10 protein-coding genes are annotated in these 12,615 nt (G+C 71.7%); 4 read left to right on the top strand and 6 right to left on the bottom strand.

Annotation, left to right across the window (positions count from 1 at the left end):
* The first annotated feature begins 2 nt into the window (after window positions 1-2).
* Both UA75_RS22680 and UA75_RS22675 read left to right on the top strand, forming a co-directional pair.
* Entirely contained in the window at window positions 3-1,157 is a 1,155-nt protein-coding gene (locus tag UA75_RS22680; RefSeq protein ID WP_083683487.1) for an ABC transporter permease, read from the top strand.
* Window positions 1,154-3,118: a dipeptide ABC transporter ATP-binding protein gene (locus tag UA75_RS22675; protein ID WP_075741979.1), complete on the top strand. Its 1,965-nt coding sequence runs from the start codon at window positions 1,154-1,156 to the stop codon at window positions 3,116-3,118. Before UA75_RS22680 ends, UA75_RS22675 begins: the two co-directional genes overlap by 4 nt.
* Here the strand turns inward: UA75_RS22675 and UA75_RS22670 are convergent.
* Entirely contained in the window at window positions 3,085-3,747 is a 663-nt protein-coding gene (locus tag UA75_RS22670; RefSeq protein WP_083683485.1) for an SGNH/GDSL hydrolase family protein, read from the bottom strand. The two genes, UA75_RS22675 and UA75_RS22670, sit on opposite strands and share 34 nt — an antisense overlap.
* Complete coding sequence (locus UA75_RS22665) at window positions 3,744-5,825, bottom strand: acetylxylan esterase (protein ID WP_075741977.1); 2,082 nt, start codon at window positions 5,823-5,825, stop codon at window positions 3,744-3,746. The genes UA75_RS22670 and UA75_RS22665 overlap by 4 nt, the downstream gene beginning before the upstream one ends.
* A gap of 114 nt (window positions 5,826-5,939) precedes the next feature.
* Here UA75_RS22665 and UA75_RS22660 point away from each other — a divergent pair, with 114 nt between their 5' ends.
* Window positions 5,940-7,286 carry a Gfo/Idh/MocA family oxidoreductase gene (locus tag UA75_RS22660; protein WP_198042817.1) on the top strand — a complete coding sequence of 449 codons (1,347 nt, stop codon included), beginning with the start codon at window positions 5,940-5,942 and terminating at the stop codon, window positions 7,284-7,286.
* 636 nt (window positions 7,287-7,922) lie between these two features.
* Here the strand turns inward: UA75_RS22660 and UA75_RS22655 are convergent.
* The 3 genes from UA75_RS22655 to UA75_RS22645 form a co-directional block, all read right to left on the bottom strand.
* Window positions 7,923-9,140 carry an MFS transporter gene (locus tag UA75_RS22655; protein WP_075741975.1) on the bottom strand — a complete coding sequence of 406 codons (1,218 nt, stop codon included), beginning with the start codon at window positions 9,138-9,140 and terminating at the stop codon, window positions 7,923-7,925.
* 345 nt (window positions 9,141-9,485) lie between these two features.
* Window positions 9,486-9,956: a DIP1984 family protein gene (locus UA75_RS22650; protein WP_075741974.1), complete on the bottom strand. Its 471-nt coding sequence runs from the start codon at window positions 9,954-9,956 to the stop codon at window positions 9,486-9,488.
* A gap of 222 nt (window positions 9,957-10,178) precedes the next feature.
* Window positions 10,179-11,531, bottom strand: coding sequence for an MFS transporter (locus UA75_RS22645; RefSeq protein ID WP_075741973.1), 1,353 nt, complete (start codon window positions 11,529-11,531; stop codon window positions 10,179-10,181).
* Between the two features lie 76 nt (window positions 11,532-11,607).
* Between UA75_RS22645 and UA75_RS22640 the strand changes: the two genes are divergently transcribed.
* The gene (locus tag UA75_RS22640) at window positions 11,608-12,174 is read left to right on the top strand and encodes a TetR/AcrR family transcriptional regulator (RefSeq protein WP_075741972.1); all 567 of its coding nucleotides are present in this window, start codon (window positions 11,608-11,610) and stop codon (window positions 12,172-12,174) included.
* Window positions 12,175-12,401: 227 nt separating this feature from the next.
* On the opposite strand, the gene UA75_RS22635 is transcribed toward UA75_RS22640, so the two are convergent.
* Window positions 12,402-12,593 (bottom strand): hypothetical protein, encoded by a 192-nt coding sequence (locus tag UA75_RS22635; RefSeq protein ID WP_157434378.1) that lies wholly within the window; start codon window positions 12,591-12,593, stop codon window positions 12,402-12,404.
* Window positions 12,594-12,615: the final 22 nt, after the last annotated feature.

The raw sequence follows: 12,615 nt of genomic DNA, 5'->3' as shown, positions 1-12,615 counted from the left end.
ACATGACGAGCGGACCACCGCCCGAGGACGTCGAGACACCGGACGAGATCGCGACCCAGACCGGCAGGAGCGCGGGAGAGGTCACCGCCGCCTCGCAGTGGAAGCTGATCTGGTGGCGCTTCCGCAAGCATCGGATGGCGATGGTCGGCCTGTACGTGATGGTGGCGATGTACCTCGTCGCCGCCTTCGCGGGCTTCTTCGCCCCGTTCTCCACCGACTCCTACAGCGCCGAGCACGCCTACCAGCCGCCGCAGCTGCCCAAGTTCTCCTTCTCGGAGGGCCTCTACGTCCATCCGACCTCGGGCTCCACCGATCTGGAGACGCTGGCCCGCGTGTTCGAGGAGGACACCAGCCGCGTCGTCGAACTCGGCTTCTTCGTCCGGGGTGACGAGTACTCGATCCTCGGGCTGTTCGACGCCGACATCCACCTCTTCGGGCCGACGGACCCGACCGAGCGCTTCTACCTGCTCGGGGCCGACCGCTCGGGCGCCGACCTCCTGTCGAAGATCATCTACGGCTCGCAGATCTCCCTGTCCCTCGGCTTGGCAGGGGTGGCGATCTCCCTGCTGCTGGGGCTGATCCTCGGCGGGATATCCGGCTACTTCGGCGGCTGGATCGACACGGTGATCCAACGGCTGATCGAGCTGATCATGTCGATTCCGACGCTGCCGCTCTGGTTGGGACTGGCCGCCGCCGTCCCGCCGCAGTGGGGGCCGGTCCGCACCTACTTCATGATCACGATCATCCTCTCGCTGCTGGGCTGGACCAGCCTGGCCAGGGTGATCCGAGGCAGGCTGCTCCAGACCCGCAGCGAGGACTACGTCATGGCGGCCCGCTTCGACGGCGTCAAGACCCGACGCATCATCTCCCGGCACATGCTGCCGTCCTTCGCCTCGCACATCATCGCGACGGTGAGCCTGGCCGTGCCGACGATGATCCTGGCCGAGACCTCGCTGTCCTTCCTCGGACTGGGGCTGCGGGCCCCGGCCGTCTCGTGGGGCGTGCTGCTTCAGGACGCCCAGAACGTGCAGACGGTCGCGACGGCGCCGTGGCTCATGCTCCCCGGCCTGGCGGTGGTGGTCGCCGTCGTGGCCTTCAACTTCGTCGGCGACGGGCTGCGTGACTCCGCCGACCCCTACGGCAGGAGAGCACCGTGATCTGGCGACGGAGATCAGCCGAGGAGGACCGTCGCGGCGGTCTGCGCGCCGCGACGGTGCCCGCGTCGGAACTACGCGACCCGGCCGCGATCCTGGACATCCAGGGCCTGCGCACCACCTTCCACACCGACGAGGGCGCGGTGCACGCCGTCGACGGGATCGATCTCCTCGTCCGGCGGGCGAAGACGACCTGCATCGTCGGCGAGTCCGGCTCGGGCAAGTCCGCCACCGCGCGATCGGTGATCCAGGTGGTCGACAACCCCGGGCGGATCGAGGCGGGCCGCATCCTGCTGCGCGCCGAGCCCGACGGCGACGTCGTCGACATGGCGGCACTGGACCAGAAGGGACCGGCGATCCGCTCGATCCGCGGCCGGGACGTCGGACTCGTCTTCCAGGAGCCGATGTCCTCGCTGAGTCCGGTGCACACCATCGGCAACCAGATCAGCGAGATGCTGGCGATCCACGAGAAGGTCAAGCCCAAGACGGTGCGGGACCGGGTCGTCCAGGAGCTGGAGCGGGTCGGCATCCCCCGCCCGGAGGAGCGGATCGACGCCTACACCTTCCAGCTCTCCGGCGGGATGCGGCAACGGGCCATGATCGCGATGGCGCTGGCCTGTCGTCCCTCGTTGCTCATCGCGGACGAGCCGACCACCGCGCTCGACGTCACGACCCAGGCGCAGATCCTCGACCTGCTGGCCGAGCTGAAGGAGTCGATGGGGATGACGATGATGTTCATCACCCACGATCTCGGCGTAGTCGCCGAGATCGCCGACGAGGTCGTGGTGATGCGGCACGGCAGGGTGGTCGAGCAGGGCAGCGTCGACGCGATCTTCCACGATCCGCAGGCCGAGTACACCAAGGAGCTGCTCGCCTCGCTGCCCGGCCGCTCGTCGGCCTCGGCTCGGCGTGCGACCGACGAGCCTGCCGCTGGGGAGCCTGCTGCTGCGGAGCCTGCTGCTGCGGGGTCGGCTGCTGCGGAGCCGGACGCGCCGGAGCGGGCGACGCGGCAGCCTGCCACGCCGGGCCCCGCGATCGTCGAGAACCGGGACGCACCGCAGGTCTCCGGTGCAGGCGGCGAGACGACGGACGTGCCGTTGCTGCGCATCGACGACCTGGCGATGGAGTTCGGCGCCGTCTCCGGCTCGGTGTTCGGCGGCAGGCGCCGCCGCGAGGTGGTCCGGGCCGTGGACGGCGTCTCGCTCGACATCCCGGAGGGGACCACCGTCGGCCTCGTCGGCGAATCGGGCTGTGGGAAGACGACGCTGGGCCGTTGCGTCATGCGCGCGTATCAGCCGACCAGGGGCAGGCTGCTCTATCGCCAGGACGACGGCACCCAGGTCGACCTGGCCACGCTGAACGAGAAGCGCCTGCTGCCCTACCGGCGGCAGATCCGCATGGTCTTCCAGGACCCCTACGGCTCGCTCAACCCCCGGATGACGATTCGGCAGGTGATCGGCGAGCCGCTGCGCGCGGCGGGAATCGCCTCGGGTTCGGAGCTGTCCGACCGGGTCGAGGCGATGCTGGAGCGCGTCGGGCTGAGGCGATCGGTGATCAACCGCTATCCGCACGCCTTCTCCGGCGGGGAACGGCAGCGGATCGGCATCGCCCGCGCGCTGATCACCGAACCCCGCCTGGTCATCGCCGACGAGGCGGTGTCCGCCCTGGACGTGTCGGTGCGGACCCAGATCCTGGAGCTGCTGGCCGACCTCCAGTCGGAGTTCGGGCTGACCTACCTGTTCATCTCCCACGACCTCTCGGTCGTCGAGCGGGTCTGCGATCGCCTCGCCGTCATGTACTTCGGCACCATGGTGGAACAGGGCGTCGCCGCCGAGGTCTTCGAGAACCCGAGGCACGACTACACGCGCGCGCTGCTCTCGGCGGTGCCGGTGGCCGATCCCCGGCTGCGGGGTTCGCGGCAGCGGATCGTCTATCGGCCCGACGGAGCGGAGTCGGCGGCCTGATCGGCGCCGGACGGCCCCCCGGACCGGAGCGTGTCGATCAGGGTGTCGGCCAGCACGCGATGGCCCGCTCCACCGGGGTGGATCGGATCGGCCAGCCACTCGTCGAGACGCGCGGTCGGGGCCGTCCAGGTCGCGTGGTGGTCGACCAGCAGGCAGCCGTGCTCGGCGGCGAGCGCGCGCACGGCCGCCGCGTAGGCCGCGATCGACGGGGCCTGCACCGCCGAGGACGACACGCCGGGCGGCGTCTGGAGTACCACGGCGCCGCCCTGTTCGTGGATGCGCTGGATGACCGCGCCGTAGTCCCGGCGGAAGTCCGCGAGTCCGACCGCGCCCTCCCTGGCGTCGTTGGTGCCGAGGCCGATGACGACGACGTCGGGGGAGAACCGCAGCACGGCGTGGTCCAGGGCCGCGCGCAGCGCGGGAATCCGCCAGCCGCTGACGGCCGTGTTGATCACCACGTCGGCACGGCGCGCCGACGTGTACCGGAGCCACTCGGTGAACAACTCGACATAGCCGCGTTCGACTCCCGTCCAGTGGACGGCGGCGACGATGCTGTCTCCGGTGAAGACCCAGTCCAGCGGCGTGCCGTGCGCCAGCGCGGTCCTGATGCGTCGCCCGTCCACGCTCATCGGTCGGCCGTCCGCAGCCGGTCGCCGAGCATTCGCTCCAGCCTGCGGGTCGAGGCGATCCCGGCCAGGCCGGGCACGAGGGCCTGCCACCCGCCGCGCCCCTCGTCGTGCAGGCGCTCGGTGCGGATGCGGTCGGTGTCGACGATCGGGTCGGTCACGGTCACGGAGGCGACGGCGGGATCGACCACGGCCGCCAGCAGGGCATGAAAGGCGCCGAGGCCGTAGCCGTGCAGGTGGACGGGACTGTGTTCGGTGAGTCGGGGATGTCTGCGGCGCAACGGCTCCTCCCTCCGCAGCACGTCGACGGCCCGCAGCACGTCGAAGGTGCGGGCGGCGGCCAGACTGTCGTCGAGCCACAGCAGGTCGCAGCCGAGCTTGTAGACCGCGCTCGCCTGATCCTCGGCGGGCAGGCCGTCCCGGTCGTGGACGGCGAGCGCACCCTGTCCGCGCACGTCGACGACGACGACCAGGCCGGCCAGCCTCGTCACCGGATGGTCGGCGGTGAGTTCGGCGGTGCCCTCGTGCAGCAGCACCACGTGCAGCGGCCCCGGCGTGTCGGGCCGGGCCGGTAGTACCACCCCCGCACCCCAGAGGTCTCGCTCCGCTCGCCAGAAGACGTGGTCGGTGCCCTCGGGGCCGGGCAGCCACCGGGTCTGCGGTCGGGGCGGCACGTCGCGGTGCGCCTGCACCCTGGCGGTGAGCCAGTCGCGTACCTGCTCGTCGGCGAGCGGCATGGCCTGCGCCGGTGCCGTGGTCCGCGTCAGATCGGGCAGGAGCCGAGCAGCGCCGCCCGGCTCCAGTGCGAGTTGCCCGCTGTCCGTGCAGCGCAGCGACGCCGGCGGCAGGACGGCGGTGGGTGTGGGGAGCGGTGCGGGGTCCGTCGAGGTGACCTCGGGCCGGGAGTCGCGGGGCCGGGTCTCGTCGTCGCGGCCCCGCCCGGGTGCGCCCTCCCGTGCGGTGTCCGTCGCCGGAGCCGACAGCACCTCGGTGAAGAACGCCACGGCCGCTGCCGCCAGCTGCGACCCGTACCGGTGCGTCGTCGGCGCCGTGACCAGCCGCAACGCCTCGGCCGCACCGAGAAGATCGTAGATCCGCCGGGCGCGGGCCACCGACTCCACGGTCGCCTCGTAGGGGAAGAAGTCGTACTCGGCGGCCAGCACGCACACGGGCCGAGGCGCCATGACCGCCAGCAGGTCGTCGTGGTCGACGCCCGCCTCGGTGCCGCCGAGCAGGATCTGCTCGGCGTCCTGCCGCTGGCCGGACCACAGATAGCCCCGCCTGCCGCAGACGTAGGTGCCGGGCGCCGCCGCCGCGATCCGGGGTTCCACGGCCATCAGAAGCGTGCACAGCATTCCGCCGCCGCTGTTGCCCGTCACGCCGATGCGCGCGGGATCGACCTCGGGCAGCGAGGCGAGCAGATCGACGGCGCGGCGGGCGTCGTGGACGAAGTAGCGGGCGGCCGACTGGCCGAGCCACCAGCTCTGCACCCCCGCATAGGTGTGCTCGGCGGTGCCCGGCGCGACGGCGGCGGTGCCGTCCGGTCGCAGGTATCCGTGGCGCTCGCCCTGCCCGAACGGGTCGAAGATCAGAACGACGAATCCCGCGGCGGCCAGGCTGCGGCAGACGTGCTGATATTCGGGATCGGCCTTGGCGAGATCGCTGTGACCGCAGGTGACGAGGATCGCGGGCCTGCGGGCCGTCGCGGTCCCGCCTGCGGTCGTCGGCTCGGCCGCATCGACGAGCCCGGTCTCGGCGGGGCGGTACAGGGTGGCGGGGACCACGACGCCCGGCAGGCTCTCGAAGGTCAGCCGGTCGATGCGACACGACTCGGCGTCGACGGAGCCGAGCCACCGGACGCCGAGCGGATGCTCGGAGACGGGCAGTCCGCCGACGCCTCGGTGGACGGCCGCACGCACCCGCTCCTGATACGCGGCGACGTCGGCGGGCGTGGCGACGCCGTCGGTGACCGCCCGCCACTCGTCGATGCGGCGCTCGGTGCGGGCGTACACCTGGCGTAGCAGGTCCAACGAGGCGTCGTGATACCCGTCCAGGTTGGGTCTGAACCCGAGATCAGTCATCGCCGAGGACGATACCGCAACCGCTTGTTTAATCAATAGGACCAGGTAGTGTGCCATCCGTTGACGAACGGCACTGACATGCCAGCACGCGTTTGCAAGGGAGTGTCCTCAGTGGTGTCCCACCGGAGATACGTCGTCTGCGGCCTGTCCAACCGAGGCCTGGCCAGCTTCGTCCGACCCCTGCTCGGCGCGAGGGGAGGCAGCGACTCCGTCCTCGGTTTCGGCGCGGGCGACGAGGACTTCTCCGCGCACGGCGACCTGGTGGGCATCGTCGACCCCGACGCCGCTCGCGTGGCGGCCTTCAACGACTCCCTGCTGCCCGCCGGTCATCCGCCCGTACCGAGGTTCGCCCCGGACCGCTTCGACGAGATGGTGCGGCAGACCTCGCCCGACGTCGTCATCGTCACGGCACCGGACCACACCCACGTCGACTACATCGTGGCTGCGCTGGAACGGGGGATCGACGTCGTCGCGGAGAAGCCGATGGTCTCCACCGCCGCCCAGGCCGCGCGGGTTCTCGCGGCCGAGAAGGCGTCGTCCGCGACTGTCCTGGTCACCCACAACCTGCGCTACACCCAGCGGCATCGGCAGATCAAGAAGCTGATCCGCGCGGGCGCGGTGGGCAGACCGACCCACGTGACCCTGGACTACCACGTTGACGTCCGCCACGGAGCCAGCTACTTCCTGCGCTGGAACCGGCGCCGCGAGTACTCCGGCGGGCTCTCGGTGCACAAGAGCACCCACCATCTGGACCTGGTGTCCTGGTGGCTCGACGACACCCCCGAGCAGGTCTTCGCCCTCGGCGGGCGCAACTACTACGGGCCGGACAGCCCGCACCGGCCTCGGGACGCCGAGGGCCAGCCGTACGAGGGGGCGCAGCTGCGGGCACACGACCCCTACTACCAGGCCCAACTCGGCAGCGGCGCCTTCCACGCCGACGCCGAGTCGGACCGGCTCGGACTCTTCGGCCTCGGCTACGCCCACCAGTACCCGGCGGGCCGCGATCTCTACCTGTACGACGAGGAGATCGACATCGAGGACACCTACAGCGCGCTGCTCGCCTACCGGCGCGGGGCCAGCCTCGCCTACACGATCGACTTCTCCTCGCCATGGGAGGGATATCGGCTGGTCGTCAACGGCACCCACGGACAGCTGGAGACCACCACGGGACGGCTGCCCGGCGGCGAGCCGCTGCCGGGGTCCTCGGTCATCACCCACCGCCCGCTCTTCGGCCCGCCCTCGACGATCGACGTCGACACCGTGAGCGGCGGACATGAGGGCGCCGATCCGCTGCTGCGCCACGACGTCTTCGTCGGCCCGACCCGCGAGTCCGTCGAGCTGGGCCTGGTGGCCTCCGCCGAGGAGGGCGCCTCGGCGGTCGCAGCGGGCGAGGCGGTGTGGCGTTCGATCGCCGAGCGACGCCCGATCGCCCCTGCGGAGCTGCTGCGCACGGCGGGATAGTCCTCCTCGCGGGATCGGCCCCGAGCATCGTCGCGTCGACCGAAGTCCACACTGGACTGAGCAGGCGAACGAGCGGACGACGCCGAGGTCCCGTCAGCCGGGTGAGATCGATCGCGGGAGCCTGTCGATTTCGCGCCGCCCCGTTCGTCGTCGAAGTGGGACGACAATGAGGGAGGGACAGCCTGATGGCTCAGTACGCGGTACTCATCTACGAGCGTGAGACGCCGAACGGGGTCGCAGACATGCCGCCGGAGGTCCTGGCGGCGCATGTGCGGGTTCCGGAGCGGATTTAGGAGCTCGGGGCCGGATCGTCAGCTCCTACGCGACGCAGCCGACCGCGACCGCCACGTCGATCCGCGCCGACGCGGCTCGGCAGACGTCGGGAGGCCGCCGACTCCTCTCGCGCCGCGTGGGAACTGGCGGACAACGATGCGGAGCGGGACTATCTGGCCGCTCGCTGGGAAGCATGTCGACCCGGTGATCCGCGTGCTCGGCGGGTGCTCGTGGGCGATCCGCCGGGCACGGCGGCCCCGGCAGATCACCGTCACCCGACCTGCCTGCTGACGGCACCGACCCCGGTCGGCACCGGCGCCGATCTTCGTCGACGTGGCCGTGGGCCGCCGCAGGCGAGACCGGCTAGCCGACGGCCGTCGGCAGGGGTCGGGACCGGGGCCGGAAGAGCAGCAGCGCCGCCACCGCGCAGCCCAGGAAGAGCACCGCGCTCACGAGGAAGGGCACGGCGAGCCCGAAGACGCCCGCGAGGACGCCGCCGAGCGCGCTGCCCAGCGCCAGACCGAGGAGTCCCAGCAGCTTGGATGCCGCGTTGACGCGGCCCCGGTAACGGTCGAGCACGAGCCGTTGCCGCAGCGAGCTGACGCAGACTCCCCACAGCACGGCATGCAGGATGTACGCGGCCAGCAGCACCGCCGCGAGCCAGGGTGACGTCGTCCCGGCCAGCCCCGCCATCGAGGCCGCGCCGAGCAGCAGGCTTCCGGCGATCGTCCATCGGTAGCCGATCCGGGCCCGGATCGGCGCGGCGACGAGGGAGCCGAGCAGGCCCCCGAGCGCGGAGACGGCCAGGATCACGCCGTAACCGGTGGGCGTCACGTCGAGTACGTCCGCCGCGTAGACCACCAGGATCGCGAAGGGCGCCATGTAGGCGATGCTCGTCACCCCGCCGATGATCGCGAGCGGGCCGAGGAGTCGGTCGCCCGCCAGCCTGCGCGCGCCCTGCATCGTGTCGGCCCAGAGCGAGCCGCGAGCGGGCCGTGCCGCCGGGCGCGGCCGACGCGGTGTCCGGGGCAGCGCCAGGAAGAGGAGCCCGGCCACCGCGTAGAACGCGCTGGCCACTGAGATCGGCAGCGCCACCGCGATACCGAACAGCAGCCCGCCCAGCGGCGGCCCGACGAACTCGTCGGCGATGAGCTGTGCCGCCGAGATGCGGCCGTTGGCGCGGTCGAGGTCTCGGGAGGAGACCAGCGTGGGCACGACCGCCTGCGCCGCGTTGTCCGCCGCGACCTCCACGATGCCCACCAGCGCGATCGCCAGATACAGCACCGGGATCGAGCCGGACCCGGCGAGCAGCAGGACGGACAGCCCGCCCAGCGCGACGGCCCGGATCAGATTGGTTGACCACAGGATCGTCCGGCGGTCCCACCGATCGACCAGCGCCCCGATCGGCAGGACGACGCAGAGCCGGACGGCCGCGTAGACCGTCGACAGACCGGCCACCAGCAGCGGGTCCTGGGTCAGCGTCGCGGCGATCAACGGCAGCGCGACGAACATCAGTCCGTCGCTGAGGTTGCCCGCGGCGTTTCCGGCCCACAGCGTGCGAAACGACGCGGTCAACGGCATCGGCGGACCCTACGCGACGCGATGGCGCCCACTCGAGCGGTTTTCCCGTGCGTGGCAGGCCGATATGCCACCCGAGTCGCGGCTCCTCGGGTGCGCCGCGCGCTCGGCATGTCCGACGTCGGCGGGCTGCCCCTGCCCCGCCCTCGTCGTCCGAGACCAGCACCTGGTGATGAGAGGTACGGCATGCGCCGTTCGCCTGTGCGAAGTACTGGGCTGCTGAGTGAAGAGGGGAGTTGAACCCCTGCGCTGCCCACCACGCACCAGGAGGAGTCGGAAGACCGCCGACCCTCGGCTGGTGCTCGCCTCTCGAACGACTACCTGCTGCCGCCGAGTCGGACATGCCGATCAGTCCAGCAGGTCGACCTCCCAGTTGCTGCGCTGGATCGCCACGTCCACCGTGCGGATCTCCTGGGCGACCCGGTCGGCCTGTGCCCGCAGTTCGGCGACGGGCAGAGCGGCGAGGAACAACAGCTCCGAACGAAGCTGTCGGCCGCCGCCTCGGCGATCCCGCCGCCCGGCTGCCGCATCGGCGGCGTCGGTGATGACGCTGTGGCGCAGCCGCAGGCCGTCGCGGTGTGCGAGCGCGTCGGTGATCGTGCCGTCGCCCAGTCGCGTCGCGGAGTTGGTGCGGTTAATCCGGCGGATCAGCGACTCCAGCTCGGCACAGGCCTGCTCGGCCTCGGCGAGCAGATCGGCCGCATTCTCCGCCGGGGTCTCGCCCTCCTGATAACGGGCGTTGTCGATGATGCGGGCCCGCACCTGTTCGATCCGGCGGGCCGTCTCGGCACGCACCGCGAGCGCCTCGCCCAGCTTCATCACGGCCTCCTCGGTCCTGGGGCGCCGATCCTGCCACAGCGCGAGGCCGACGGGCGGTGGCGAGGGCGACGGCCTGCGGCGCGGGTCGGCGCGCGTACCGCCCCGCTCGGCCCCGCTCGGCCGGAGTGTCGCGTTGGTGACGAGCGAGCCCGGCCCTGCTGCCGGGGCGCGTCGGCCGGTCCCGATGGACGAGGTCGGGCGGGTGCGCCTCGCGGCCCCGAATCACTCCGGCGCCGCCCCGACGTCGTCCTCGGCCTGCGGTCGGCTCGCGGGCAGGGCACTCGCGGGACGCACGGCCGGGGCGAGGAAGGCAGCGGCGCCCACGAAGACCAGGACGACGATCATCGCCCCGCGCAGGCCGTACTGATCGCCCAGGAACCCGAGCAGCGGCGGCCCGACGAGGAAGGCGACGTAGCCCGCCGTGGCCACGGCAGCGACCCGACCGGCCGGATCGTGCGGGGAGTCGCCTGCCGCCGAGATGCTGACCGGGAAGCCGAGCGAGGTCCCCAGGCCCCAGAAGACCACGGCCAGCCCGGCGAGGACCGGATTTCCCGCGAAGATCACCAGCGCCAGTCCGATCACGCCGAAGACCGCGCTCGTCCGCACCACGGCGACCCGGCCGAACCGGCTCAGGAAGAACCCGCCGGAGAATCGACCGATGGTCATCGACGCGGCGAAGCCTGCGAAGACGAGCGAGCCCGAGGCGGCGTCGAAGCCGTGGCCGTCCACCATGAGCAGGGGCAGCCAGTCGTTCGCCGCGCCCTCGGCCAGGGCCATCGCGAGCACGATGAGCCCGATCAACACCAGTCGGGCGTCTCGCCAGACGGCCAGCGAAGCCCCGGGCGCCGTGGACGCGTCGGCGGCGCGTGACTGGATGCCCGTGCCCGCCGGAATGGCGCGCACGGCCCAGATCGCGGCCGGGATCGTCACGAGCGCGACCAGCGTCAGGTGCAGCGCCACCGGGAAGTCGGTCGCGGTGAGACCGATGCCCACGACCGCGCCCGCGACGGTGCCGAGGCTGAAACAGCCGTGCAGCGTGGTCAGCAGCGGACGGCCCTGGATCTGTTCGACGACCGAGCCTTCGATGTTGACGGCGATCTCGGCGGAGCCCATCCCGCCGCCGAAGAACGCGAGTCCCGCCGCGACGACGAACGCGATCGAGGTCGCCGCGCCGATCGCGATCGTGGCCATTCCCGCGATCATCAGCGCCAGGCCGACGGCGGTGACCGGCCGAGTCCCGAAGCGGCGTACCAGGGGGCCCGCGCTGAGGATGCCCGTCATCGATCCGACGGACAGGCCGAACAGCACCAGACCCATCTCGCCGGTCGACGCGCCGAGGATGTCGCGGATCGCGGGCGTGCGGGTGATCCAGGACGACATGGAGATTCCGGGAATGAAGAAGGCGAGGAGCAGGGCTAAGCGGCGTCTGCGCAGGGCGGAGTCCATGAGAGGCCTTCGGTCGCGGCGGGCTGGGTGGCAGGCAAGCCGGGTCGGGCCGGTCGGCCGAGTCGGGCGGGCCGGGGGGCCGGGGGGGGGCAGCCGGGCGAGCGGCTCGGTGAGTGTACAAACGTACATTCGCGAGCGAAGGGTACCCGCGAGGGCGGCGCGTGAGAAGATCTCGGCGAGGTGCGACTGATCGAGGAGGGTCGCCGTGTCCAGTCCCGCGCGTCGCCCGCCCGACCCGGGACGTCGTGATCGGATCATCGAGGCGGCCCTCGACGTCATCGCCGAGCGCGGGGTGGCGGGCACGACGCACCGCAGGATCGCGGCGGCGGCCGGAGTCCCGCTCGGCTCGATGAGCTACTACTTCACCGGGATGGACGAGGTCCTGTTCGAGGCCTTCACTCAGCTGACCCGTTCGATGTCCCGTCGCTACCGCCGCCTGCTGGTCGAGGCGCGGACCCGCGAGCAGGCAGGCGCCGCCGTCGTCGAGATCATCGCCGGGACCGCGTACGGGACGCCCCGGGAACAGCGGCTCACCCTGGAGCTCTACGCGTACACCTCGCGACGGCCGCAGCTGATCGAGGTGATGCGGGACTGGATGGCGGCCAGCCGCGCCAGCCTGAGCACGCACTTCTCCGAACGCACGGCCCGTGCCCTCGACGCACTCGTCGAGGGCCTGACCATCCACGACTCGATGGACTCCACGCCGATGCGCCGCTCCGACGTCGCCGCCATCGTCGAGGCGATCATCCGGCTCGACGACGAGACAATGTGAGTGCCTGACGGCCCTGTCTCGGCGCGGGTGGTGGGCGGGCCGTTGTTCGGCACGGCGCCCCCTCGGCGTCGCCGCAGGCACTAGCCCTCATCGGCTCGATCAGCCTGACGCGGGGATCGCGGTGTTCCAGGTTTCCCAGGCCCGGCCCGGGGACCGGCGCGCTCCTCGCCGAGGCGGCTCACTGGGTCGACCACGGTGGACGCGAGTCGGTCGGACCGGGACGCGGATCACCGTTCCCGCGTGATCAGCCGCAGCGCCGTCGCTGCGGGGCGAGCCACCTGCGGGGGCCGCGAGGCCACCCTGCCCGACTTCGTGTAGTAGTTGTTTAGTTTCCCACGGTAGGAATCCGAAGTGTCCCGTTCACCGGCGGCGACGACCGGATCGCCTGCGGCGCCGCGGTGAACGTGGAGACGATTCACGCCAGCGACGGGAGAGTCCTGC

This window comes from Actinoalloteichus sp. GBA129-24, assembly GCF_001941645.1.
GTDB lineage: Bacteria > Actinomycetota > Actinomycetes > Mycobacteriales > Pseudonocardiaceae > Actinoalloteichus_A > Actinoalloteichus_A fjordicus.
Note: the sequence above shows the minus strand (reverse complement) of the source record. Positions and strands in the feature narration are given on the sequence as shown.